This is a genomic window from Streptomyces sp. NPDC046862 (assembly GCF_040704615.1).
GTDB lineage: Bacteria > Actinomycetota > Actinomycetes > Streptomycetales > Streptomycetaceae > Streptomyces.
Genome location: NZ_JBEYXP010000068.1, coordinates 1 through 23,643 on the forward strand (window position 1 = coordinate 1; position 23,643 = coordinate 23,643).

The 23,643-nt window shown below is 70.7% G+C and carries 22 protein-coding genes and 1 tRNA gene; 15 read left to right on the forward strand and 8 right to left on the reverse strand.

Annotated elements, in window-relative coordinates:
• Positions 1 to 160 precede the first annotated feature (160 nt).
• Positions 161 to 3,142: an SUKH-4 family immunity protein gene (locus AB0959_RS46125; protein ID WP_366832914.1), complete on the reverse strand. Its 2,982-nt coding sequence runs from the start codon at positions 3,140 to 3,142 to the stop codon at positions 161 to 163.
• A gap of 7 nt (positions 3,143 to 3,149) precedes the next feature.
• Positions 3,150 to 4,148, reverse strand: coding sequence for an SMI1/KNR4 family protein (locus AB0959_RS46130; protein WP_366832915.1), 999 nt, complete (start codon positions 4,146 to 4,148; stop codon positions 3,150 to 3,152).
• A gap of 250 nt (positions 4,149 to 4,398) precedes the next feature.
• On the opposite strand from AB0959_RS46130, the gene AB0959_RS46135 reads away from it, so the two are divergent.
• Positions 4,399 to 4,908, forward strand: a complete 510-nt coding sequence (locus AB0959_RS46135) for a YwqJ-related putative deaminase (protein WP_366832916.1) — start codon at positions 4,399 to 4,401, stop codon at positions 4,906 to 4,908.
• 103 nt (positions 4,909 to 5,011) lie between these two features.
• The gene (locus tag AB0959_RS46140; RefSeq protein ID WP_366832917.1) at positions 5,012 to 5,506 is read left to right on the forward strand and encodes an SUKH-3 domain-containing protein; all 495 of its coding nucleotides are present in this window, start codon (positions 5,012 to 5,014) and stop codon (positions 5,504 to 5,506) included.
• A 159-nt stretch (positions 5,507 to 5,665) separates the two neighbouring features.
• On the opposite strand, the gene AB0959_RS46145 is transcribed toward AB0959_RS46140, so the two are convergent.
• A complete protein-coding gene (locus AB0959_RS46145) occupies positions 5,666 to 7,006 on the reverse strand; it encodes a histidine kinase (RefSeq protein ID WP_366832918.1) in 1,341 nt (446 codons plus the stop codon).
• 168 nt (positions 7,007 to 7,174) lie between these two features.
• Between AB0959_RS46145 and AB0959_RS46150 the strand changes: the two genes are divergently transcribed.
• From AB0959_RS46150 to AB0959_RS46185, 8 genes are all read left to right on the forward strand, one after another.
• A complete protein-coding gene (locus AB0959_RS46150; protein ID WP_366832919.1) occupies positions 7,175 to 8,047 on the forward strand; it encodes a hypothetical protein in 873 nt (290 codons plus the stop codon).
• Positions 8,048 to 8,059: 12 nt separating this feature from the next.
• Positions 8,060 to 8,131 (forward strand) — tRNA-Gln (locus AB0959_RS46155).
• A 123-nt stretch (positions 8,132 to 8,254) separates the two neighbouring features.
• Complete coding sequence (gene glmU, locus AB0959_RS46160; protein WP_366832920.1) at positions 8,255 to 9,703, forward strand: bifunctional UDP-N-acetylglucosamine diphosphorylase/glucosamine-1-phosphate N-acetyltransferase GlmU; 1,449 nt, start codon at positions 8,255 to 8,257, stop codon at positions 9,701 to 9,703.
• 136 nt (positions 9,704 to 9,839) lie between these two features.
• Positions 9,840 to 10,814: a ribose-phosphate diphosphokinase gene (locus tag AB0959_RS46165; RefSeq protein ID WP_366832921.1), complete on the forward strand. Its 975-nt coding sequence runs from the start codon at positions 9,840 to 9,842 to the stop codon at positions 10,812 to 10,814.
• 171 nt (positions 10,815 to 10,985) lie between these two features.
• Positions 10,986 to 11,579 carry a 50S ribosomal protein L25/general stress protein Ctc gene (locus AB0959_RS46170; protein ID WP_366832922.1) on the forward strand — a complete coding sequence of 198 codons (594 nt, stop codon included), beginning with the start codon at positions 10,986 to 10,988 and terminating at the stop codon, positions 11,577 to 11,579.
• Positions 11,580 to 11,696: 117 nt separating this feature from the next.
• Positions 11,697 to 12,296: an aminoacyl-tRNA hydrolase gene (pth, locus tag AB0959_RS46175; protein WP_366832923.1), complete on the forward strand. Its 600-nt coding sequence runs from the start codon at positions 11,697 to 11,699 to the stop codon at positions 12,294 to 12,296.
• A 105-nt stretch (positions 12,297 to 12,401) separates the two neighbouring features.
• Complete coding sequence (locus AB0959_RS46180; RefSeq protein ID WP_366832924.1) at positions 12,402 to 12,899, forward strand: hypothetical protein; 498 nt, start codon at positions 12,402 to 12,404, stop codon at positions 12,897 to 12,899.
• A 199-nt stretch (positions 12,900 to 13,098) separates the two neighbouring features.
• Positions 13,099 to 13,809: an LPXTG cell wall anchor domain-containing protein gene (locus AB0959_RS46185; RefSeq protein WP_366832925.1), complete on the forward strand. Its 711-nt coding sequence runs from the start codon at positions 13,099 to 13,101 to the stop codon at positions 13,807 to 13,809.
• An 85-nt stretch (positions 13,810 to 13,894) separates the two neighbouring features.
• On the opposite strand, the gene ppc is transcribed toward AB0959_RS46185, so the two are convergent.
• Positions 13,895 to 16,627 carry a phosphoenolpyruvate carboxylase gene (gene ppc, locus AB0959_RS46190; protein WP_366832926.1) on the reverse strand — a complete coding sequence of 911 codons (2,733 nt, stop codon included), beginning with the start codon at positions 16,625 to 16,627 and terminating at the stop codon, positions 13,895 to 13,897.
• A gap of 318 nt (positions 16,628 to 16,945) precedes the next feature.
• Between ppc and AB0959_RS46195 the strand changes: the two genes are divergently transcribed.
• From AB0959_RS46195 to AB0959_RS46205, 3 genes are all read left to right on the forward strand, one after another.
• Positions 16,946 to 17,977 carry a fatty acid desaturase gene (locus AB0959_RS46195; RefSeq protein ID WP_366832927.1) on the forward strand — a complete coding sequence of 344 codons (1,032 nt, stop codon included), beginning with the start codon at positions 16,946 to 16,948 and terminating at the stop codon, positions 17,975 to 17,977.
• A 7-nt stretch (positions 17,978 to 17,984) separates the two neighbouring features.
• Positions 17,985 to 18,650 (forward strand): TetR/AcrR family transcriptional regulator, encoded by a 666-nt coding sequence (locus AB0959_RS46200; RefSeq protein ID WP_366832928.1) that lies wholly within the window; start codon positions 17,985 to 17,987, stop codon positions 18,648 to 18,650.
• A 69-nt stretch (positions 18,651 to 18,719) separates the two neighbouring features.
• Positions 18,720 to 18,971 carry a type II toxin-antitoxin system Phd/YefM family antitoxin gene (locus AB0959_RS46205; protein ID WP_366832929.1) on the forward strand — a complete coding sequence of 84 codons (252 nt, stop codon included), beginning with the start codon at positions 18,720 to 18,722 and terminating at the stop codon, positions 18,969 to 18,971.
• A 210-nt stretch (positions 18,972 to 19,181) separates the two neighbouring features.
• Here the strand turns inward: AB0959_RS46205 and AB0959_RS46210 are convergent, their stop codons facing one another.
• The 3 genes from AB0959_RS46210 to AB0959_RS46220 form a co-directional block, all read right to left on the reverse strand.
• Entirely contained in the window at positions 19,182 to 20,048 is an 867-nt protein-coding gene (locus AB0959_RS46210; RefSeq protein WP_366832957.1) for a PaaX family transcriptional regulator C-terminal domain-containing protein, read from the reverse strand.
• A gap of 208 nt (positions 20,049 to 20,256) precedes the next feature.
• On the reverse strand, positions 20,257 to 20,628 hold the full coding sequence (locus AB0959_RS46215; protein ID WP_366832958.1) for a VOC family protein: 372 nt from the start codon (positions 20,626 to 20,628) through the stop codon (positions 20,257 to 20,259).
• The gene (locus tag AB0959_RS46220) at positions 20,628 to 21,443 is read right to left on the reverse strand and encodes a trans-aconitate 2-methyltransferase (protein ID WP_366832930.1); all 816 of its coding nucleotides are present in this window, start codon (positions 21,441 to 21,443) and stop codon (positions 20,628 to 20,630) included. The genes AB0959_RS46215 and AB0959_RS46220 overlap by 1 nt, the downstream gene beginning before the upstream one ends.
• A gap of 145 nt (positions 21,444 to 21,588) precedes the next feature.
• Between AB0959_RS46220 and tamR the strand changes: the two genes are divergently transcribed.
• A complete protein-coding gene (tamR, locus tag AB0959_RS46225; protein WP_030844890.1) occupies positions 21,589 to 22,086 on the forward strand; it encodes a MarR family transcriptional regulator TamR in 498 nt (165 codons plus the stop codon).
• Here the strand turns inward: tamR and AB0959_RS46230 are convergent.
• A complete protein-coding gene (locus tag AB0959_RS46230; protein WP_366832931.1) occupies positions 22,045 to 22,815 on the reverse strand; it encodes a response regulator transcription factor in 771 nt (256 codons plus the stop codon). The two genes, tamR and AB0959_RS46230, sit on opposite strands and share 42 nt — an antisense overlap.
• A gap of 252 nt (positions 22,816 to 23,067) precedes the next feature.
• Between AB0959_RS46230 and AB0959_RS46235 the strand changes: the two genes are divergently transcribed.
• Positions 23,068 to 23,523 carry a GNAT family N-acetyltransferase gene (locus AB0959_RS46235; RefSeq protein ID WP_366832960.1) on the forward strand — a complete coding sequence of 152 codons (456 nt, stop codon included), beginning with the start codon at positions 23,068 to 23,070 and terminating at the stop codon, positions 23,521 to 23,523.
• Positions 23,524 to 23,643: the final 120 nt, after the last annotated feature.

Genomic DNA, 23,643 nt, shown 5'->3' on the forward strand with positions numbered 1-23,643 from the left:
CCCCACTCCCACAGGCCGGGGGGCCCTTGCCTACTCCCCCGCTCTTCACCCCGTGGCGGCCCCCCCACACCCCGGGGCGGGCCCGGGACCCCCCCCGGGCCCCGGCCCTTCACTCGCCTCGACGCGACGTCAGCGCCGCGTCACCATCACGGCTTCGAGGTCACAGGAGTCCGTCCCACATCTGCTCCAGCAGCACCGACCACCAGCTCTCCGGCGAACCGAGCGCCGCCGGGTCGAGCACGGCCAGCTGCGCCTGGAAGTCGACGGTCCAACGGCCCGCCTGCTCCTGGTTCAGGCCGTAGCGCAGCCGCCACATACGGCCCAGCAGCGCCAGGCAGCGCTGGAACTCCGGCAGCCCCGTGTTCACGAACTGCGGCGGCACCGGAGCACCGCCCGACCCCGCCTCCACGGGCACGGCCACGATGTGCGCCGTGCCGTACTGCACGCACAGCGCCTTGCCGAAGTCACTGCCCATGACGAGGTACGAGCCCGCGTCCGACGCCGGCTGGATGCCGCGCTCCTGCGCCAGCTCGGCCAGCGTCGGCACCGGCCGCTGCGGCTGGGCCTGCGCCCAGAAGAACGGGCCCATGTCGACCGGGAGCCCGCCCACCACCAGCGAGTGCGCCACGATCGGCGGCACACCCTGCCGGGACACCGCCTGCTGGTCGAACCGGAAGATCCCCGGCCCGAACGCGGCGGCCAGCTCCTGCGCGATGCCCTCCGGCGGCACCGGCGGCGCGGGCTGCACCGGCGGCAGCGCGGCCCGCACCGGCGCGGGGCGCGCCGGACCGTCGGCCACCTGGTGCAACTCCCCCTGGTGCGCGAGGAGCTGCGCCATGCCCTGCTGACGCGAGGCGTGGTCGGTGCCGTACGGGGCGATGGACGTGATCCGCGCGTTCGGCCACTGCTCGCGGATCATCCGCGCACAGTACGCACCCGGCAACTCGCACGACTCCAGCTCCGTGTGCAGCTCCAGCACCTGGTCCGGCGGGATGTTCATCCCGCGCAGCTCGTGGAAGATCTGCCACTCGGGGTGCGGAGTGCCCGGCGCCGACCGCCGGATCACCTGCTGCTCGGAGCCGTCCGGGGCGCGGTAGCGGAGCACGGCCTGGTAACCGGGACCCACGGTCGGCGGACCCGGAGGCTGCTGCGGATAGCCGTACGCCGGACGCTGCTGCCCCGGCGCCGGGGCCGGCCCCGGCGGCTGTCCGGGGATCGGCTGGGGCGCGCCCGGGGCCCCCGGAGGCCCTGGGGGCATGCCGGGCGAGGCCGGGGGCTGGGGGGCGCCAGGGGCGGGCGGTGTGCCGGGAGGGCCGGCCGGCGGGCCGGCCGGCGGGCCGGCCAGCACGGTCTCGGCGTGGTGTACGGCGCCGGGGGTTCCCGGAGCGCCCGGGGCCCCCGGCGCGGCAGGCTGCGGGGGCGCGCCCGGACCGCCGACGGCAGGCCCCGACAGCACCGTTGCCGCGTGGTGAACGCCACCGGCGGGCGTACCACCGGGCGGATTCGGGGCACCCGAGGCGCCCGGAGCAGGCGGCACCCCCGGGGCACCCGGAGCACCCGGAGCACCCGGAGCACCCGGAGCCCCGGGCGGAGCCGGCACACCAGGGGCACCCGGAGCGCCAGGCGCCGCAGGCCGACCCGGAGCACCCGGAGCGCCCGGAGCTCCGGGGGGACCCGGAGGCTGGGGCGCACCCGGACCGCCGACGGCGGGGCCCGCCAGCACCGTGGCCGCATGATGAACACCACCGGCGGGCGTACCACCAGGCGGATTCGGCGCGCCCGGAGGCTGCGCACCACCAGGAGCACCATGGGCACCATGGGCACCAGGCGCACCAGGAGCGCCAGGGGCAGCCGGCACACCAGGGGCACCCGGAGCACCCGGAGCGGCAGGCCTGCCGCCCGTGCTCTCGGGGCCGTCCGGACCGAGCTGTGAGACCAGCTGCGTCGGCACGTACCCGCCCGCCGGGGCACCCGGAGGCGCCGGGGGGCCCGGAGGCGGAGGCGGGGGCGGGGGCGCGGTCCGAGGCGGCTGCGCCTTGCTGGTCGCGGCGTCGGCGATGTCAGCCGCGTGGGGAGCGCCGGGCGGAGGCGTACCGGGAGCCTGCGGATAGCCGTACGACGGCGCGCCGGGCGGAGGCGTACCAGGAGCCTGCGGATAGCCGTACGACGGCGCGCCCGGAGGCGGCGTGTCCTGCGGTCGGCCGGAGTCGTCCCGCACCGGAGCGGCAGCGGTCGGCGGCAGTTGGCTGCCCCCGGACATCAGCGCGGTCTCGGCATCCGGCGCCACACCCGGCGCGTTGCCCGCGTCCGCCAGCGGCGGCGCGAACACCGTCTGGGGCAGCGGTACCGAACGGTCCTCCTCGCCCCCGGCGTTGGTGTCGGTCCCGGACCACGGGGTCGCCCCCGGGGGCACATCGGGCACGCGGTCCCGCGGCGGGGCGTCCTGCGGCGGCGCGTCCCGCACGCCGTCGGCGGCACCGGCGGCCGGCCACGGCGTGGCGTCGGCGGGTGCGGAGGACCCCGCGAGGGTCTCGGGCGGCGCACCGTCCCGGCCGGGCACCGCGTCCGACACGGACCCCGGGCCCGAGCCGGCGGCAGACGCAGGGGCAGCGGGACGCATTCCGGCCCCATCGGACCCGGCCCCGGGCACAGCCCCGGAACCGGCACCGGCCCCAGAACCGGCACCGGCCCCAGCCCCGTTCCCGGAAGCCCCGGCACCCGCCCCATCCGACGCCTCCGACCCCGACCCCGACCGCCGGTCCGAGATCCCCAGCTTGTCGGCCGCCTCCTGCAACCACTCCGGCGGAGTCAGCAGGAACGACGTCTGGTTCAGGTCCACCCGCTCCGGAGGAGGCGCCGACGCGGACTCGGGCGCGCCGTCCGTCCGGCCGTACTCCTCCTCGTACCGCCGGATCACCTCACCCACCGGCAACCCCGGCCACAACGTCGCCTCGCCACTGTCCCGCGCGATGACGAGCCGCTGCACACCACCGTCGGACCGCGGCCCGTCGACCCGGTCCTCGGCCCAGACCACGAACCCGAGCTCGAACTCCCGCACCCGCACCTCACGGTGCTGGTAACCGGGCACGTCCCCGTTGATCCACTCCTCGGCGCGCTCCTGCGCCTGCGCGAACGTCACCATCGAAAGCTCACTCCCCGACCGCGGACGCCGCTGCGGCGGGCACGGCACGCGCGAAGCCGCCGTCCACCATCAGATTCGCCACGGTCTCCAACTCCGGCGGATTGCCCGCCAGTCGCGACAGGAACGCGTCGAAGTCGTCCCCGCACGGCATCAGCAGCCGCTCGACACGCTCGGCGGGCGTCCACGAGGGATCCACGTCACGGGCGTCGTCGTACGCGCAGAACCACACCGACCCCACCCGGTCACCCCTGACCTTCACGGCAAGCAACCCGCCCTGCACGAACCCGACACCCAGGTAGTCCTTGGTCAGATGGTCCCGCAGGCACTTGTTGACGTACACGAGATCGTTGACGGCGGCCTCATCACGCACCGTGAAGAACGGCTGGTCGACCAGCAACCCCAACTCCGCATCCAGAGCCGCCCCCACGGGCGCACAGCCGCCCGCCGCCTTCAGGAACGACCGATACGCCCCGGGCAGCCGGTACCCGAGGTCCTCCTCGACCCCCAGCACCTGCTGCTCGGTGACCGCCAGCGCCGACTTCGGCAACCCGAAGTGCACGGGCCGCGTCTCCTGCAACGGCCGCGTCCCCCGCTTGCCCTGATCCACCACCGCCGTCGCCACACCACCGTGATGCCGCAGCAGCGCCTTGACGTCCACCGGGACCAACTCCAGCCGCCGGCTGCCCCGTACGTGGTGCCAGGTCCAGCCGTGCGGAGTCGCCACCGCCGGAATCGTGTCCCACAACTCGTGCCCGGAAGCGGCGAGCACGGCGTTCGCGGACACGTAGTCCGTCAACCTGAGCTCATCCACACCGAACCCTTCCGGGGGGTCCGCGATCTCGGCAGCGGCACGCGCGTAAGGCGAGAAGTCCGGGTAACCGTGGGCGTCCACACGTACGCCTCTCGGATGACGCGCGGCCCGGACCGGGTCCGGAAACTGCACGAGCTGCCCGGCGTAGGCCGCGTTCGGCGGCGCGGCTTGCTGCCCGAGCCGACCTGTCGTCATGGCGGATGCCCCCTGCGGCGTTCTGTATGGCCCGATTTGCCTGTCTGTGACGCGATGACCGTGCGGATCGCGATTGCCGACAGCCTAAGCGGTACGCCGACACCGGTCACCGGGCCTCTGGTTCCGTGACCTGCCGTCACCCCACCGTGACGGTGCGACGAAGCCCGGGCGTGTCGTGGTGCCCCAGCTTCCACAGCAGCCACGGACTTTGGCAGTCTGTCTCCGCTGCCGAGGCATGTAATGGGAGGGGATGACGAGCATGAACGCGACCCAGACGGGCACCTCGGGTGACCCACGCATCGGCTGGAGCAACACCGACACGGTGCACGCACCCACCCTCCACCACCGCCGCGACGGCATACTCCCCACCATCGCCGCCGCCCTCTCCGTACGCGGCGAAACCCTCACCAGCACCGCCGCGAGAGGCGACCAACCGCCCCCGCTCCACCCCCTCGTCCAGGACTTCCTGGACTCCCTCGCCACCGCCCAGCGCGACCGCTTCACCGGCCGCTGCGCCGAGGCCATCCTCATCTCCCGCCACATCGCCGCCGCCGACGCCGCCCGCAGCAAACGCGCGGCCCGCAAGCCCATGACCAACGGCGAAGCCCGCAAAGCCCTCAAGCAGGCCAAGCTCACCGCCCGCCGCATCCGCGAGGCCGGCGACCCCCTGCACGGCAGCTTCGCCGCGCCCTGCCGCGCCTGCCAGGCCCTCAGCGCCCACTTCGGCGTACGTATCGTCGACCCCACCCAGGAACCCTGACCCCGTACAACGGCGTCACCACCAACACGGCGACCGCCACCAACACGGTGCCCCCACCGCCACGGCGACCGCCGAGCTCCAACCCTCGACGAACGAAGGGCAGATGCAAGCCGACCGCTCCTCCACCACTCGCTTCTCCGTGCCCGTGGACGCCGCGCTGCGCGCCGCGGGCTGGCTGCCCGGCCGATGGGACATAAAGCAGGCCGAGTTCTGGGCCGACACCCTCCGCGAACACACGTCCCCCGCGGGGCACCGCCACGCGGTCTTCCCGGCGGCCGTGGAGGCGTGGGCGGAGTTCGGCGGCCTCCACATCACCGCCCAGGGCCCCGGCCGCGCACTGGCCCCCTCCGCCCTGCACCTCGACCCCCTCCACGGACTCCACCTCGCGCGCACCCTCGGCGACCTCGGCCGCGCCCTCGACACCGAGGTCTGCCCCCTCGGCCTCGAACCCGACACGCACACCCTTCTCGCCGTCGACACCCAAGGGCGCGTGTACGCGCTGGACCACACCGGTGACTGGTACCTCGGGCCCACGCTCGACCAGGCCTTCGGCACGCTGCTGACCGGGATACCTCCGGTACGGCTGACGGCGGGGTGACGCGGTCCCGTCTGCCGGGTTCTGCGCGTGGGCGACTGCGGGTTCGTCGTGGCTGGTCGCGCCCACGCGGCGGAGCCGCAAAGTGACACAGCCCCGCGCCCCTAGAAGCACCGGGCGCGCCCGCAGATCACACGCACTCAAGAAGGTGGTGCTGCCCGCTCACCCCCTCGCCGGAATCACCGCCGACACCCTGAAACCCCCCGCATCCGTCGGCCCCGACACGAACACACCCCCGAGCGCCGACACACGCTCCTTCATGCCCACCAGCCCGTTCCCCCCAGAGGGCAGCCGCGCGGACGACGCCGAGCCCGGCTCCGGAGGCGGCTCGTTCTCCACCTGCATCGCGATCTCCGCCATACGGTGCGCCAACCGCACATACGTCTTGGCCCCGGCCGCATGCTTGTGGACGTTCGTCAACGCCTCCTGGACCACCCGGTACGCGGTCTGCTCGATCTCCGGCGCGTACCCCTGCACGTCCCCCTCCACCGACAAATCCACGACCATCCCCGCAGCCGCCGACTGCCCGACCAACTCCTCGAGATCCGCAAGACACGGCCCGTCGACCGCCTCGTCCTGCCCCCGCGAAACCCGCGAAGCCGCCTCCGCCGCCGCGACCCCCACAGCCGCCAACGGCACCGACTCACTCTTCTCGCCCCTGGACGCCAGCCCGTCCCCCGAACGCAGCACCCCCAGCATCTCCCGCAACTCCGTCAACGCCTGCCGCCCCATGTCCCCCACCAACGCCGCGTTCTTCACGGCCTTCTCGGGATCCTTCCGGGCAACGGCCTGCAACGCCGCCGCGTGCACCACCATCAACGACACCCGGTGCGCCACCACGTCATGCATCTCCCGGGCGATCCGCGTCCGCTCCTCACCCCGGGCCCACTCCGCCCGCTCCTCGGCCCGCTCCGCCAGCAACTGCAGCTCACGCTCCAGCGAGTCCGCCCGCTCCCGCAGACTCTCCATCAGCCGCCGCCGCGCCCCCACGTACAACCCGAGCAGCACCGGCGGCGCCGTCAGCCCGAGCGCCATCGTCAACGACACGAACGGCGGGAACCACTCCGCCCACACCGCCGCCGCGTCCCCCCGCACACTCCCGTGCGCCGTCTGCACGTACGCGACGACGAACACGCCCAGGAACGACATCCCCGACAACGCCCCGATGATCCGCCGGGGCGCCTCCGACGCCGCCAGCGTGTACAGGCCGACGATGCCCATCAGATAGCCCATCTGCGCCGGCGTGATCGCGATCGACACCAGCACGACCGCGACAGGCCACGTCCGCCGCACCAGCAGCACCGACCCGGCGAGCAAACCGAACACCACACCCACGGCCACGGGCAGCCCCGCGTCCTGAGCGAACGGATACCCCCGCACCGCGCACTCGATCATCGACAACAGCGCCAGAGCGCCGTCCAGCGCCGCACCGCGCCGCCGCTCCCACCACCAAGGACCGTCCCTGGTCCCCGCCTCGATACGGTCTTCCCCCGTCGTGGTCATGGCTCCCAGCCTACGGGCGCGAGCCAGCGCTTTTCCGGCGAGTTTCCCGTACTGCCCTACACCACGCTCCGCATTCGAACGGAAGCGAAACCGACCGGAATCCCTCGAACTGCTGATTCGCACGCCGTTCGACCCCGGAATCCCATATTCCGGCCAGACGGTATGCCCATGGCACATTCGTATGGCAAGTACGCCGACTTCGAGCGGCTGCGGGAGCGGGCGGTCGCGCTGCGGCGCGAGGGCCTCAGCCGCCGCCAGATCCGCGACCGGCTCCACGTCGACAACAACGACCTCCTCAACCGCCTCCTGGAGGGCGAACCCCCACCCGACTGGACGAAGCGCCCCAACGCGAAGGACGACCTGCGCGCGAGGGCCAGGGAGCTACGGCTCCAGGGCTGGACGTACGACCGGATCCAGGTGGAGCTGGGGTGCTCGAAGAGTTCGATCTCGCTGTGGGTGCGGGATCTGCCGAAGCCGGAGCGCAAGCGCAGCCACGAGGAGGCAGCGGTGATCGCCAGGCGGGGCTGGGAGGCGAAGCTGCGGATCCGCGACGAGGAGCGCCAACAGACCAAGGAGACCGCCAAGCAGTCGATCGGCGATCTTTCCGCTCGCGAGTTGTTCCTGGTGGGCGTAAGCCTCTACTGGGCCGAGGGCACCAAGGACAAGCCGTACGAACGGCGCGAGACCGTGGCCTTCGTCAACAGCGACCCGGGCATGATTCAGGTGTACCTCGCATGGCTCGACCTGCTCGGCATCGAGCGCGAGCGGCTCCGGTTCAGCGTCATGATCCACGAGAACGCGGAGGTGGCGGCCGCCGAGGAGTACTGGGCCGACCTCGTCGGAGCCGATCGCTTCGCGTTCAACAAGACGACCCTGAAGAAGCACAACCCCAAAACGGTTCGCAAGAACGTCGGCGACACCTATCACGGCTGCCTCGTGATCAAAGTCCTGAAGGGAGCAGACTTGTACCGTCGCATCGAAGGCTCTTGGTACGGCATAGTGTTGGGAGCCACCCAGCCCGTCGGCGAAATGTCCGATTAGCTGGGTTTGCGGTCCCCTGTGGTGTAATCGGCAACACTATCCACTTTGGATGGATCATTTCAGGTTCGAGTCCTGGCAGGGGAGCCGTGCTCCGTTCGGGGCCTGACCCAAGAAAGACGGGTCGGGCCCCGCTCACATTTCCCCCTCGCAACCCCCCGGTATCCTGCGGATGACCAAACCCCACATCCGAAGCCGAAGGGCACACCCGTGAGCGCCAACCGCCCGGCAGCCGTCGTCGTACTCGCAGCGGGTGAGGGCACCCGTATGAAGTCGGCCACACCGAAGGTCCTGCACAGCATCTGTGGCCGTTCCCTCGTCGGTCACGTACTCGCCGCCGCGCGCGAGTTGGAGCCCGAGAACCTGGTCGTGGTCGTGGGGCACGCCCGTGAGAAGGTCGCCGCGCATCTCGCGGAGATCGACTCGGATGTCCGCACCGCCGTACAGGCCGAGCAGAACGGGACCGGGCACGCCGTGCGGATGGGTCTCGAAGAGCTGGGGGGCGCTGTCGACGGGACCGTCGTCGTCGTCTGTGGCGACACCCCGCTCCTCACCGGCGCCACCCTGCGGGCCCTCGCCGCGACCCACACCGCCGACGGCAACGCCGTCACCGTGCTCACCGCCGAGGTCCCGGACGCCACCGGGTACGGGCGGATCGTGCGCGACGGGGCCAGCGGCGCCGTCACCGCGATCGTGGAGCACAAGGACGCCTCCGAGTCCCAGCGGGCGATCCGCGAGATCAACTCCGGGGTGTTCGCCTTCGACGGGCAGCTCCTCGCCGACGCGCTGGGGAAGGTCCGGACCGACAACAGCCAGGGCGAGGAGTACCTGACCGACGTGCTCGGCATCCTGCGTGAGGCGGGGCACCGGGTGGGGGCCTCGGTGGCCGGCGACCACCGTGAGATCGCCGGTATCAACAACCGTGTGCAGTTGTCCGAGGCCCGGCGGATCCTCAACGACCGGCTGCTGACCGACGCCATGCTCGCCGGTGTCACCGTCATCGACCCGGCCACGACGTGGGTCGACGTCACCGTGACGTTCGAGCAGGACGCCGTCGTGCATCCGGGGACGCAGCTGCACGGCTCCACGCACCTCGGTGAGGGTGCGGAGGTCGGGCCCCACTCGCGTCTGACGGACACGCGTGTCGGGGCCGGGGCCCGGGTCGACAACACCGTCGCCAACGGCGCCGAGATCGGGCCGCAGGCGTCCGTCGGTCCGTACGCCTACCTTCGTCCCGGCGCCCGCCTCGGTGTGAAGTCCAAGATCGGGACGTACGTCGAGATCAAGAACGCGTCCATCGGTGAGGGGACGAAGGTTCCGCATCTGTCCTACGTCGGGGACGCGACGATCGGTGAGTACACCAACATCGGCGCGGCGAGCGTCTTCGTGAACTACGACGGTGAGAGCAAGCACCACACGACCGTCGGCTCACACTGCAAGACGGGTGCGGACAACATGTTTGTGGCGCCTGTCACGGTCGGGGACGGTGCGTACACCGCCGCCGGTTCGGTACTCACGAAGGACGTGCCGCCCGGTTCGCTGGCCGTTGCCCGTGGCCAGCAGCGGAATATCGAGGGTTGGGTGGCTCGTAAGCGTCCGGGGAGCGCGGCGGCGAAGGCTGCCGAGGCGGCCTCTCACCGGGGCGAAAGCGAAAGCTGACCGGAAACGGGTGCGTCGGGGACGGCGTACCGTGATAGGTGCATACCCGCACCCCCCAGCTGAGACGACCTCTCATGCCCACCGGCTGAGTCGGTCTCTCGTGCCCAGCTGAGACACCTTCTGAGGAGACTGTGCTGTGACCGGGTTCAAGACGACCGGCGAGAAGAAGTTGATGTTCTTCTCCGGCCGCGCCCACCCCGAGCTTGCCGAGGAGATCGCCCAGGAGCTGGGTGTCGGGGTTGTCCCGACGAAGGCCTTCGACTTCGCCAATGGTGAGATCTATGTCCGTTACCAGGAGTCGGCGCGTGGTGCGGACTGCTTCCTGATCCAGAGCCACACGGCTCCGATCAACAAGTGGGTCATGGAGCAGCTGATCATGATCGACGCGCTGAAGCGTGCGTCGGCGCGTTCGATCACTGTGATCGTGCCCTTCTACGGTTACGCGCGGCAGGACAAGAAGCACCGGGGGCGTGAACCGATTTCGGCGCGTCTGATCGCCGATCTGATGAAGACGGCGGGTGCGGACCGGATTCTGGCGGTGGATCTGCACACGGACCAGATTCAGGGTTTCTTCGACGGCCCTGTGGATCATCTGTTCGCGTTGCCGCTGCTGGCGGACTACGTGGGCAGCAAGGTGGACCGGGACAAGCTGACGGTCGTGTCCCCGGACGCGGGCCGGGTGCGGGTCGCCGACCGCTGGTGCGACCGTCTGGGTGCGCCGCTGGCGATCGTGCACAAGCGTCGTGACAAGGACGTGGCGAACCAGGTCACGGTGCACGAGGTGGTCGGTGATGTGGAGGGCCGCATCTGTGTGCTGGTCGACGACATGATCGACACGGGTGGCACGATCTGTGCGGCGGCGGACGCTCTGTTCGCGCACGGTGCGGAGGATGTCATCGTGACGGCGACGCACGGTGTGCTGTCGGGTCCGGCGGCGGACCGGTTGAAGAACTCGAAGGTGAGCGAGTTCGTGTTCACGAATTCGCTGCCGACGCCGGGTGAGCTGGAGCTGGACAAGATCAGGGTGCTGTCGATCGCGCCGACGATCGCGAGTGCGGTGCGTGAGGTGTTCGAGGACGGTTCGGTGACGAGCCTGTTCGACGAGCAGTAAAGATCCTTTTGGGTGCGGCCTCCCTCTCCGAGTAGACTGCTGCAGTTGCTCGGCGAGGGAGGCCGTTCCCGTTGTGGGATGCGGTGGTCCGTTATCGACGCGCTCTTCGTAGCAGGCCGTTCGTGGCCGGGTGACCACGTCCGTCTTCTGTTTCTACGAGGAGTGATCACTGTGTCCGAGGTGAAGATCGCCGCCGAGTCGCGCACCGAGTTCGGCAAGGGTGCCGCCCGCCGTATCCGTCGTGACAGCAAGGTTCCCGGTGTCCTGTACGGGCACGGTTCGGACCCGCTGCACCTGACGCTTCCGGGTCACGACCTGCAGATGGCGCTGCGTACGCCGAACGTCCTGATCGCGCTGGACATCGACGGCAAGACCAAGGAGCTGGCGATCCCGAAGTCCGTCCAGCGTGACCCGATCAAGGGTTTCCTGGAGCACGTCGACCTGCTGCTGGTGAAGCGTGGCGAGAAGGTCAACGTCGAGATCTACGTCCACACCGAGGGTGAGCTGGCTCCGGGTGGCAACCTGCTGGAGCACGTGCTGAACGCGCTTCCGGTCGAGGCCGAGGCCACGCACATCCCGGAGTCGGTGACCGTCTCCGTCGAGGGCCTGGAGTCGGGTGCCTCCATCCTCGCCAAGGACATCACGCTGCCGTCCGGTGTGACCCTGGACGTCGACCCGGACGCGGTCGTTCTGCAGGTTCTGTCCGCTCAGGCGGAGGAGCCGTCGGAGGAGGCCGCCGAGGGTGAAGAGGCCGCTGAGGCCTGATCCTTTCGGATCGATCCCTTCGGATCCTGTTCGGGCCGCCGGGTCCGCGCCGCGAGGTGTGGGGCCGGCGGCCGGCGCGTTCGAGCGCGGATGCGCAGGTGCGCGGATGAAGGAGACATGGACGTGACGACCGACGCCGGGGCTCCCTGGCTGATCGTGGGGCTGGGCAATCCCGGGCCGGGGTATGCCATGAACCGGCACAACGTGGGGTTCATGGTGGCCGATCTGCTGGCGGAGCGGATCGGGGGGAAGTTCAAGCGGGCCAAGGCGCAGGCGCAGGTGGTCGAGGGCCGGGTCGGTCCTGCGGGTCCGGCGAGCAGGCGGGTGATCCTGGCGAAGCCGATGTCGTACATGAACCTGTCCGGCGGGCCGGTGAACGCGCTGCGTGACTTCTACAAGGTGCCGGTGGCCAATGTCGTGGCGGTTCATGACGAGTTGGACATCGACTACGGCACGCTGCGGTTGAAGCTGGGTGGCGGCGACAACGGTCACAACGGTCTGAAGTCGATGACGAAGGCGATGGGTGCGGACTACCACCGGGTGCGGTTCGGGATCGGGCGTCCTCCGGGTCGTATGCAGGTCGCCGATTTCGTTCTGAAGGACTTCTCGTCGGCGGAGCGCAAGGAGCTCGACTACTTCGTGGACCGTACGGCCGATTCGGTCGAGTGTCTCGTCACGGAGGGTCTGGAGCGGGCGCAGAGCGCGTACAACTCCTGAGTGCCGCCTCCCGGGCGGGCCGGGCGGTCGATGTACGCGGACAACTGGCGACTTGTCGCCCACCGGAGTTGACCGACCGCAGGGGCATGGCCAAGGATCGCGGCCATGCCTGCCACCGTTGCCTCCCGCGCGTCCCGTGAGGGCGCGACCGCCGTGTTGCGGTTCGGGCGGATCGCGGCGATGGGGACGGTCGCGGCGCTGATCCTGATCGCGGGGGTGTGGGCGTCGTGGGGCACCGCGCAGCACGTGATGCTCACCAAGGGGCGTGAGCGGGGCACGATGACGGTGACGCGGTGCGCGGGGGACGTGTGCACGGGTCCCTACACGCCGACGTCCAAGGGGTCCAAGGCGCGCGATCGTGTCGAGATCGCGCGGACGGTGGCGGTGAAGCGGGGCAGGACGTACGCGGTCGCCGTGAAGCCCGGCAGCAGTGATGTCGTCCGTACCGGCCCGTCGGGGCTTCTGTACGCCTGGGTGCCGTTCGCCGGTGCTCTTCTGCTCGCTTCGGTGGTCGTGGCGGGTGGTCTGCGGATGAGCCGGCTGGCGTGGGTGATGGGCGGTTTCGGGATCGTCCTGATCACGGCCGCGTTCGTGGTTCTCTGAGCTCCCCGGGGGTCGCGCCCCCAACACTCCTCTTTGTGGAATGCCTGTACGTTCCCTGATCGTTATACAGGACCATTGAGGCGAGACGTGACATGTCGGACAGAAGCGATGTTCCGCCACTTGACCGGATGTCGACGGAACAGGAAGCTGAGCCGCCCCCTCCACATCTTCCGTTCACGTCACGAAGATGGACTTGCCCATGCGCACCCTTACTCGCGTCGGCGGCGCGTTCGCCGTCGGCGTCGCCACGTCTGTCGCGCTTCTCACCGCTCCCGCCGCGTACGCCACCCCGCCTGGGGACAACGGCACCGTGAAGATCCATGACGCGACCACCGGCGAGGAGCTCCGCAAGAACGAGCCGCACGTCTGCACGTTCTACCTGGACGCCTTCGGCTTCGACGGCGTCCAGCAGGTCGACTGGCACATCGACGCGTGGGCGCCGACCGCCGACGTCAAGGGCCAGACGGTGAAGTCGGGTTCCCTCGCCCTGGACTCCGACGGCCACGGCCGTACCGAGGACCTGAACCTGCCCGACGGCCACTACAAGTTGTTCTGGAACTTCGACGGCGAGCACGGCGCCGCCAAGCACAAGGTCTTCTGGACGGACTGCGCGGACGACGGCAACGGGAACGGCACAGGGGGCGGCACGGGAGGCAGCACGGGCGGGGACGAGCCCTCCGGCGACCCGTCCGCGTCCGCGTCGGCCTCCCCCTCGCCGGCCGGCGACGGGACTCCGGGCCCCTCCGCCAGCTCCTCCCCGTCCGCCCAGGGCGGCGGCAGCGGTGGCGGCGACGACCTCGCCGAGACCGGCAGCAGTGCCCCGGTCGGTGGCCTGTCCGCCGCCGGGGCCGCGCTCCTCGCCGGGGGCGGCTACCTGCTCCTGCGTCGGCGCAGGACCGGCCGGCAGTAGCACCGGGCCCACCGGGTCCGGACATGAGGAAGGGTGCCCCCGAGGTCGTACGGCCTCGGGGGCACCCTCGCGTCGAGCGGTGCCGTCAGCCGGTGTTGCGCAGGCCGGCCGCCACGCCGTTGACGGTCAGCAGCAGGGCCCGGGCGAGCAGCGGGTCCGGGGTCTCGCCCGCGGCGGCCGCGTCGCGCTGGCGCTTGAGCAGGGTGACCTGGAGGTAGGAGATCGGGTCCAGGTAGGCGTCACGGATGGCGAAGGTCTGCTGGAGGACCGGGGTGGCGTCGAGGAGTTCGGCCTCGCCGGTGATGCGCAGGACCTCGCGGACGGTGAGCTCGTGCTCGGCCTCGATGTCGGCGAAGACGTGCTGGAGTTCGGCGGGGACGAGGGTCTCCACGTAGTGGCGGGCGATGCGCAGGTCGGTCTTCGCGAGGGTCATCTCGACGTTGGAGATGAAGTTCCGGAAGAAGTGCCACTGCTCGTGCATCTCGTCGAGCACCGTGTCCAGGCCCGCCTCGCGCAGCGCCTTGAGGCCCGAGCCGACGCCGAACCAGCCGGGGACGATCTGGCGGGACTGGGTCCAGCCGAACACCCACGGGATGGCGCGCAGTCCGTCGAGGGAGACGCCCGAGCCGGGGCGGCGGGAGGGCCGCGAGCCGAGGTGCAGGTCGGCGAGCTGGTCCACCGGCGTCGACGCGAGGAAGTACGTCGGCAGGTCCGGGTCCTCGACGAGCCTGCGGTACGCGGCGTGCGCGGCGTCCGAGACGACGTCCATGGCCGCGTCCCAGCGGGCGAGTGCCTCCACGGACTGGCGGGGGGCGGTGTGCAGGGCGGATGCCTGGAGGGTGGCGGCGACGGTGAGTTCGAGGTTCTCCCGGGCCAGCGACGGCACGAGGTACTTGTCGGAGATGACCTCGCCCTGTTCGGTCACCTTGATCTCGCCCTCCAGGGTGCCCCAGGGCTGGGCGAGGATCGCGTCGTGGGAGGGGCCGCCGCCGCGTCCCACGGTTCCCCCGCGGCCGTGGAAGAGGCGCAGTCGTACGCCGTAGCGGTGGGCGACGTCGCGCAGGCGGCGCTGGGCGCGGTGGATCTCCCACTGGCTGGTGGTGATGCCGCCGAACTTGGAGGAGTCGGAGTAGCCGAGCATGACCTCCTGGACGTCGCCGCGCAGGGCCACGAGCCGCCGGTAGGAGGGGTCGGCGAGCATGTCCTCCAGGATGGTGTCGGCCGCCTTGAGCTCGTCCGTGGTCTCAAGGAGCGGCACGATGCCGATCTTGGCCCAGCCGGCGTGCAGGTCGATCAGGCCCGCCTCGCGAGCCAGCACGGCCGCGGCGAACACGTCGTCGGCGCCCTGGCACATGGAGATGATGTACGACTCGATGACCTCGGGTCCGAAGACGGCGAGGGCCTTCTTGACCGTCTCGAACACGCCGAGGGTCTTCGCGCCGGCCTCGTCCAGCGGGGCCGGGGTGGGGGCGAGGGGCCGCCGGGACCTGAGTTCCTTGGCGAGCAGCTTGTGGCGGTACTCGCGCGGCATGTCCTCGTAGCGCCAGGACTCCTCGCCGAGACGGTCGAAGAGCTGGCCGAGGGCGTGGTGGTGGGCGTCGGCGTGTTCGCGGACGTCCATGGTGGCGAGCTGGAGGCCGAAGGCGGCGAGGGTGCGGATGGTGCGGTTCATGCGGCCGTCGGCGAAGAGGGCGCCGCGGTGTTCGCGCAGGGAGCTCTGGATGAGGGTGAGGTCGGTGAGGAGCTCGCTGGTGCCCAGGTAGTCGCGGCCCGGCTCGTGGGTGGTGCCCTTGGCGAGGCGCTGCTTGGTGTTCTCCAGCTTCTGCCGGATGCAGGTGGCCTTGAGGCGGTAGGGCTCCTCGGCGTTGAGGCGCTTGTAGCGGGGGCTGATCTCGGGGAGTGCCTCGAGGTCGGTCTGGAGCGAGGTCAGCAGTTCTTCGGTCGCTCCGGTGTAGCGGATGGAGTTCGACAGGAAGCCGCGGAGTTCGTCGATGAGGTCGAGGGCGTCGTTGATGCCGTGTTCGTGCTGGAGGATCAGGACGTCCCAGGTGACCTGGGGGGTGACGTTGGGGTTGCCGTCGCGGTCGCCGCCGATCCAGGTGCCGAAGGTGAGCGGACGGGTGTCGTCCGGAAGGGTGAAGCCGACGCGGTCGAGTTCGGCGGTGAGGTCCTCCAGGACGTCGCCGACGGCGTTCGCGTGGAGTTCGTCGAGGTAGTAGATGGCGTTGCGGGCCTCGTCGGCGGGCTCGGGGCGGACGACGCGGAGCTCGTCTGTCTGCCATACGAGGTCGATGTTCTCGGCCAGACGGATGTCGTAGCGGCGCCGGTCCGACTCGATGACCGGCATCTCCAGCAGGGCGGCGATTCTGCGGAGCTTGTTCAGTACGGAGCGGCGGGCGGCCTCGGTGGGGTGGGCGGTGAAGACGGGCCGTACGTTGAGGTTCCGCACCGTCTCGCGCAGGTGCTGGGGGTCGGCGTCCTTGAGCCGGTCGGCGGTACGGGCGAGCAGGCCGCCCTCGGCGGCGCGCTTGGCACGCAGTTCGCGGCCGCGGTGGACCTGTTCGGTGACGTTGGCCAGGTGGAAGTAGGTGGAGAAGGCGCGGACCAGCTTGGCCGCGGTCTCGAGTTCGGTGCCGCGCAGCAGGTCGGCGGCGGCCTCGCCGTCCTCGCGGGTCAGGCGGCGGACCCGTTCGACCAGTTCGAGGAGTTCGGGGCCCTCCTGGCGGACGAGGGTCTCGCCCAGCAGGTCGCCCAGGCGCCGGATGTCGGCGCGCAGTTCGCTGCTGACCGTGGTGGTCTGGTCGTCGGCACTGCTCACAGGTGCGGCTCCTTGCAGTGTTGAAGCTTCTCTGGGAGGGAACCCGGATGTTCGCCGGGCGGCTGGACCACGGACGGGTCATGGCCGCTTCGGGGACCGGTCACCCGGGCAGAAATCAGAGCGGACCGCGCTGTCCGACCGACTCCAAGGATAGGTGTCCATGCGGACGCGCAGATCGTGGGGCTCTTGCCGCCGGGCGCCGCGCTGCCATACTTACGATGCCGTAGGTTACGGAACCGTAGGGAACGTAACCCTTCCCCCCACAGACCGTTGCCGCAGGCACCTGCCTCCACCCTCGAACCCCACAGGGGACGCCCCATGACCACAAGCTCCGATGTGATCGAAGACGCCCCGAAGGCGAACGATTCCAAAGGAACCACGGCGACCGACACCGAACAGCCCTCGGCCACGCTGGGCGGCGAGCAGAAGCGTTCGATCGAGCAGATCGCGCTGCTCGTCTTCATCATCGTCCCGTTCCTGGCGCTGATCGCGGCGGTGCCGCTGGCCTGGGGCTGGGGGGTGAGCTGGCTGGACCTCGGTCTGATGGTCTTCTTCTACTACCTGAGCTGCCACGGCATCACGATCGGCTTCCACCGCTACTTCACGCACGGTTCCTTCAAGGCCAAGCGGCCGCTGAGGATCGCGCTGGCGATCGCGGGCTCCATGGCGGTGGAGGGCCCGCTGGTGCGCTGGGTGGCCGACCACCGCAAGCACCACAAGTTCTCGGACGCGGAGGGCGACCCGCACTCGCCGTGGCGGTTCGGGGAGACGCTCCCGGCCCTGATGAAGGGCCTGTGGTGGGCACACATCGGATGGCTTTTCGACGAGGAGCAGACGCCGCAGGAGAAATACGCGCCGGACCTGATCAAGGACGGGGCGATCCGTGCGATCAGCCGCCAGTTCGTCCTGTGGACGGTCGTGTCCCTGGCCCTCCCCGGGCTGATCGGTGGCCTGGTGACCATGTCCTGGTGGGGCGCCTTCACCGCGTTCTTCTGGGGGTCACTCGTCCGGGTGGCGCTCCTGCACCACGTGACCTGGTCCATCAACTCGATCTGCCACGCGGTCGGCAAGCGCCCCTTCAAGTCGCGTGACCGTTCGGGCAACGTGTGGTGGCTGGCGGTGCTGTCGTGCGGCGAGTCCTGGCACAACCTGCACCACGCCGATCCGACGTCGGCGCGGCACGGTGTGGAGCGCGGCCAGCTGGACTCCTCGGCGCGTCTGATCCGCTGGTTCGAACAGTTCGGCTGGGCGTACGACGTGCGCTGGCCGTCACGCTCGCGTATCGATTCCCGCCGGAACACCGGTCAGGACGGCTCCCGGAGCAAGAGGGAGACCGCCGAGGCGGCATGATTGACGGGTGGCGACCGACTCGAGCAACACCCCGAACAGTGACAAGCAGCGGCGCCCTCGCCGAACCCGGATGACGGGTGCCGAGAGACGCCAGCAGCTCCTCGAGATCGGTCGCACGCTGTTCGCCGCCAGGGGCTTCGAGGCCACGTCGGTGGAGGAGATCGCCGCCAAGGCCGGGGTCTCCAAGCCGGTGGTGTACGAGCACTTCGGCGGCAAGGAGGGCCTGTACGCGGTGGTGGTGGACCGCGAGATGCGCCGTCTGCTGGACATGGTGACCAGCTCCCTGACGGCGGGCCACCCCCGCGAGCTGTGCGAACAGGCGGCCTTCGCTCTCCTGGACTACATCGAGGAGTACACGGACGGGTTCCGCATCCTGGTCCGCGACTCACCCATCCCCCAGTCCACGGGCTCCTTCGCCTCGCTGATCTCCGACATCGCCACCCAGGTGGAGGACATCCTGGGCCGCGAGTTCAAGAGCCGCGGCTTCGACCCCAAGCTGGCCCCGCTGTACGCCCAGGCCCTGGTCGGCATGGTCGCCCTGACGGGCCAGTGGTGGCTGGACGTCCGCCGCCCGAAGAAGGCGGAGGTGGCGGCGCATCTGGTGAACCTGGCGTGGCACGGCTTGGACGGGCTGGAGGCGAAGCCGCATTTGATAGGCCGCCGGAAGAGCTGAGGTCGCCCGAAGGGGTCGATGCGTCTTGGTCGACAGACCCCACGATGAAGCTCGCGGAACCATGGGCGCATGACCAAGATTTCGATCAGCGCGGCCCGTTCCCAGCTCGACGACCTGGTCCGTCGTGCGTCCCACGACCGCGAGACCATCGCTCTCACCGACCACGGACACGTGGTCGCCCTGCTTGTCTCACCACAGGTGATCGAGGACCTGGAAGACGCACTGGCTGTAGCCGATTACCGGCGGCGGAAGGCCGAGGGGACTCTTGAGCAGGGCATCCCCCACGACGAGGTCCGACGCCTACTGGGGCTGGGTCCGTGACCTCTGGCGTTTGGGGAAGCGGGCCCCGGAACGCGGCTGAACGGTTGCTCAAGGTCGGCCCGCCCGAGGCCTGGCCACCGTCAGCGAAGCATTCCACGCTCTCTTGAGCTCCGCGCCCCGCCACTTCACGTCCTGCGTCGACGACAACGTCTCCACGGTCTCGTCGCCCACCCCGGCAGAACCTCTTAGGTCACATGCCGTCCCCTTAGGTCACCCGCCGTCCGCCGCCGTTCGCAGCGGCGTGGTCTCCAGTACCCCTCGCGCCGCCCGCCGAGCCGGCCCCGAAGTCAGCTCGGCGATGTGGCGGAACGTCTCCTGCGCCCGCCGGGCCGGCCACTCCGGCGGCAGATGCCGGGCCGGCAGCCGCGGATCGTCCCGGATGACGCGCAGCCACTCGGCCACCAGACGCAACCGGGTGGCGAGGGGATCGCCGGAGAGCACCTCGCCGGCCGTCCACCGCTCGTCGAACGCCGCGTACCGTGCCGCCAGCGCCTCCAGGTCCCAGCTCTCCCCGATCATCAACCCGACGTCGGTGAACTCGTCGGCCCGTGCGTGGAACACCTTGACGTGCGCGTCGAGCCCGAGCTCGGAGACGATGCCGCGCACGTCCGCGTGGCCCGGCGCGATCCACAGCCCGCTGTACAGGGCGCCGAACCCGGACCAGGTGAGCCGGGACCGCAGGTCGTGCCGCTGACGCTGCCAGGACTCGGGGAGGGAGAACCCGAGGAGGGTCCAGGTGCCGTCCCAGTCCTCGTTGACCGCGCCGTCGTCCCAGATCCGCCGGCCGCCGTCCCTGAGGACGTCCTGGGCGGTGGGGGTGAGCCCGAAGAACATGCGGCGGCCCTCGCGCTGCCGCCGCAGGAGTCCCCGGTTGACCATCCGCGTCAGCGTGGACCGCACGGCGTGCTCGCCCGTACCGACGCGGCCCAGCACGTCGATGATGCTGCCCGAGTACACGCCGACGTCGCCCCGTTCCAGCACGTGGTCGCCGAAGAAGGCCAGCACGAGGGACTGCGGACGCAGTGAGGGGGCCTCGTCCGTGTCGGTGCCGTTCGTGTCGGTGCCGTTCGCGTCCAGGGTCTCGTCCTCCACAGCGATCAAGCGTACGGCCGCCCGACAGGGGAGGAACGGGCGGCCGTACGCGCTCCTCACCTGCGATACCTGCGATACCTGCGCTCTCCGGTCGTCCTGGGCTGCCTTGAGCGGGGAGGAACACCGCGAAAGTAGGCGCCTCGCCATCAGCCGTCAATATTCTGCGCAACATCGTCTGGCCGAGGGGCTCGACTCAGCCGTTCGGCCCGTTCGGCTCCAGGAACTCCAGCCGGTTGCCCACGGGGTCCTCGGCGTAGAAGCGGCGGTGTCCTGGGAGGCCGTCGTCCCAGGTCACCGGCACGCCGTGAGTGTGCAGCCGGTCCGCGTAGGCGTCGATGTCCCGCACCCGCAGCCCCGGATGCGCCTTCCCGGCCGGCCGGAAGCTTGTCTCGATCCCCAGGTGCAGCCGCACGTCCCCGGCTGCGAACCAGCAGCCCCCGCGAGCGGCCAGGGCCGGCGGCTTGGGCACCTCGGTCATGCCGAGGACGCCGACGTAGTACGCGCGCAGTTGCCGCTCCGAGCCGGGCGGGGCGGCGAGCTGCACATGGTCGAGGGCGGCGATCATCACCGCTGCGGCTTCCTGGCCACCACGAACACCCGGCGGAACGGGAAGACGGTGCCGTGGGCCGTCGCCGGGTAGGCCTCGCGCAGGGCGGCGCGGTACTCGTCGACGAAGGGTGCGGCGTCGTCGCCCAGTTCGGTGAGGATCGGCCGCAGGCCCGTGCCCTTCACCCAGTCGAGGACGGGGTCCTCGCCCTGCAGCAGATGCAGGTAGGTCGTCTCCCAGGCGTCCACCTCGCAGCCGAGATCGGCGAGCCGGTGCAGGTACGCGGCCGGAGTCAGCACCGCGTCGTCGTGGCGGAGCGTCTCGCCGAGCCGGTCCTTCCAGCGCGCGGACTGGGCGAGTTCGCGCATGAGCCGGTGGCTGGGCGAGTCGAAGTTGCCCGGCACCTGGAAGGCGAGGAGGCCGCCGGGGGCCAGGCCGTCCACCCAGGCGGGGAAGCGTGTGACGTGGCCGGGCACCCACTGCAGGGTGGCGTTGCTGACGATCAGCTCGTACGGCTCCGGGGGCGCCCACGTGGTGACGTCCGCGGGCGCGAAGTCGAGGTGGCCGCCTCCCGGGGTGGGGCCGGACAGGGGCGCGGCCTCGGCGAGCATCTCCGGGGAGTTGTCGAGGCCCGTGATGTGCGCGTCGGGCCAGCGGTCGGCGAGCAGGCGGGTGACGTTGCCGGGGCCGCAGCCGAGGTCGGCGACGCGGGTGCGCCCGGCCGCGGCGGGCAGTTCCGGCACGTGGGCCAGCAGGTCGATGAAGGCGCGGGCACGGTGGCCCGAGTGGCGCAGGTACTGGTGCGGATCCCAGACGGGGGCGGTGGGGGACATGGGCCTACCTCCTCGTTGCGTCGACTTGTGGCTCCAAGTCACCTCCTCACCGTGACAGCCCAGATATCTCGAAGTCAAGAGACTTACATCCAACATGCTCGACATCAAGAGACTTCACGTCGACACAACCACTACACTGATCGCCATGGAGGACGAGGTCGATCGGCTGGTCGCAGCGTGGCGCCGGGAGCGCCCGGACCTCGACGTGGAGCCGCTGGAAGTGCTCAGCCGGGTGAGCAGACTGGCCCGGCATCTGGACCGGGCGCGCCGTCTGGCGTTCTCCGAGCACCAGTTGGAGCCGTGGGAGTTCGACGTGCTGACCGCGCTCAGACGCGCGGGGACGCCGTACCAGCTCTCCCCCGGTCAGCTGCTCACCCAGACCCTGGTCACCTCGGGCACGATGACGAACCGTATCGACCGGCTGGCGAAGAAGGGCCTGGTCGAGCGGTTGCCCGACCCCAGCGACCGCCGGGGCGTGCTGGTGCGCCTGACCGACGAGGGGCGGGACAGGGCGGACCAGGCCCTCGCCGGCCTCCTCGACCAGGAGCGCGCGATCCTCGCGGAGCTGTCGCGCGCCCAGCGGGGTGAACTGGCCGGGCTGCTACGCCAGCTGACCGCCCCGTTCGACAACATCCCCGGCTAGGTCGGCCGGCCCGACCCCGGCGCGCCGGGCGAGCGCGACGGCGGCGAGGGTGGAGTGCACCCCGAGCTTCCCGAGGACGTTCTGCATGTGGGTGCGGACGGTGTGCGGGGACAGGAACAGGCGCTCGGCGACGGCCTTGCGCCCCAGCCCCGCCACCATGCACCGCAGCACCTCACGCTCGCGCGGCGTGAGGGACTCGACGAGCCGCTCGCTCTCCGTGCGGTGCTTGCGGGCCGCGGTGAGCTCCCGCAGGACGCCGGTGAGCAGGGCGGGCGGCAGGTGCGTCTCGTCGCGCAGCACGCCCCTTATGACGGTGAGCAGCCGGGACAGCGAGCAGTCCTTGGCGACCCAGCCGCACGCCCCGGCCTGCAGGGCGAGCGCGGCGCGGCGCGGGTCGTCCTTCTCGGCGAGGACGACGGTCCGCACGCCGGGCTGCGCGGAGCGGACGCCGACGACGAGCGAGATGCCGTCGACGAGCCCGTCCTCGTTGCCGTCCTGCACGGGGACGGCGGCCGGTCGCGCCCCGGGGGCGTTGCCCCCCAGGTCCGCGTCGACCAGCAGCACGTCGAACCTGCGGCCTTCCGCCGCCGCGCGTTCCAGGCAGCGCAGCGCGGCGGGGCCGCTGCCCGCCGCGGACACGTCGACGTCGGGCTCGGCGGCCAGGGCTGCGGCGAGCGACTCGGCGAAGATGCGGTGGTCGTCTACGACCAGGACTCGGATGCGAACCACTGAAACCCCCACTGGTCGGGGGACGACCGGCGCGGGTACGGCGCCTGAAGTGCTCCCCGGTTCTCCACCTGGGACGGGGCCGCCACAACCGCACGGCCGCCGCCGTGCTGCAACTGCTACCCCCACTTCGGGCGTCGTACCCGACTGTCTCGCCCCCTGATCAACACCGGCCCCCACCGGTGCTGTCCATCAGAGTAAGGCCGGGCGCGGGGAGTGGAAGGGCATTTGCAGAACTGTTTGGCCAGCGCGTTTATGGTGAGCCGTATGTTTCGGATTGAGACAGAAGTCGACAAAGAGCGTAGCCAATTGATGCGTTCCCGACTACGGGAGGCGAACACTTCGGCTTCGCCGGTCCTCCGCTCCCTGCGGGGAACGCCTGGAGAACGCCAGGTTCCGCTTCATGTGTGGGCGCTGGACGGCTCCGGCACGCTGGCCGGCGGCCTCGTCGGGCACACCTGGGCGACCTGGCTGCACGTCGCGTACCTGTGGGTCGACGAACGCTGCCGGGGAGGCGGACTGGGGTCACGCCTTCTGTCCGAGGCGGAACGCACGGCCACGGCCGACCGCGGCTGTCTGAACTCCCGATTGGAGACATGGGACTTCCAGGCACCGGGCTTCTACAGGAAGCAGGGCTACGAGGTGGTGTGCGTGATCCCCGACTATCCGCCGGGGATCACGGAGTACACACTGACGAAACGGCTGGGGTGACCTGGCAGGACGGCTCAGCCGAGGAGTCGGCGCTCCAGGAGAGCGGCGACGGCCTCGCCGGCCAGACGGCCCGTCGCCGCGAAAACGCCGCCGCGCCCGCCGGAAACCTCTCACCGCCCT

Coding starts and splice junctions, on each gene's coding strand:
- AB0959_RS46150 (WP_366832919.1), top strand. CDS start 7,175: ATGGCACATTCGTATGGCAAGTACGCCGACTTCGAGCGGCTGCGGGAG.
- AB0959_RS46205 (WP_366832929.1), top strand. CDS start 18,720: ATGACCAAGATTTCGATCAGCGCGGCCCGTTCCCAGCTCGACGACCTG.
- AB0959_RS46185 (WP_366832925.1), top strand. CDS start 13,099: ATGCGCACCCTTACTCGCGTCGGCGGCGCGTTCGCCGTCGGCGTCGCC.
- AB0959_RS46130 (WP_366832915.1), bottom strand. CDS start 4,148: ATGACGACAGGTCGGCTCGGGCAGCAAGCCGCGCCGCCGAACGCGGCC.
- AB0959_RS46220 (WP_366832930.1), bottom strand. CDS start 21,443: ATGTCCCCCACCGCCCCCGTCTGGGATCCGCACCAGTACCTGCGCCAC.
- tamR (WP_030844890.1), top strand. CDS start 21,589: ATGGAGGACGAGGTCGATCGGCTGGTCGCAGCGTGGCGCCGGGAGCGC.
- AB0959_RS46145 (WP_366832918.1), bottom strand. CDS start 7,006: ATGACCACGACGGGGGAAGACCGTATCGAGGCGGGGACCAGGGACGGT.
- AB0959_RS46140 (WP_366832917.1), top strand. CDS start 5,012: ATGCAAGCCGACCGCTCCTCCACCACTCGCTTCTCCGTGCCCGTGGAC.
- AB0959_RS46125 (WP_366832914.1), bottom strand. CDS start 3,142: ATGGTGACGTTCGCGCAGGCGCAGGAGCGCGCCGAGGAGTGGATCAAC.
- pth (WP_366832923.1), top strand. CDS start 11,697: ATGGACGTGACGACCGACGCCGGGGCTCCCTGGCTGATCGTGGGGCTG.
- AB0959_RS46195 (WP_366832927.1), top strand. CDS start 16,946: ATGACCACAAGCTCCGATGTGATCGAAGACGCCCCGAAGGCGAACGAT.
- AB0959_RS46180 (WP_366832924.1), top strand. CDS start 12,402: ATGCCTGCCACCGTTGCCTCCCGCGCGTCCCGTGAGGGCGCGACCGCC.
- AB0959_RS46215 (WP_366832958.1), bottom strand. CDS start 20,628: ATGATCGCCGCCCTCGACCATGTGCAGCTCGCCGCCCCGCCCGGCTCG.
- AB0959_RS46135 (WP_366832916.1), top strand. CDS start 4,399: ATGACGAGCATGAACGCGACCCAGACGGGCACCTCGGGTGACCCACGC.
- AB0959_RS46235 (WP_366832960.1), top strand. CDS start 23,068: ATGGTGAGCCGTATGTTTCGGATTGAGACAGAAGTCGACAAAGAGCGT.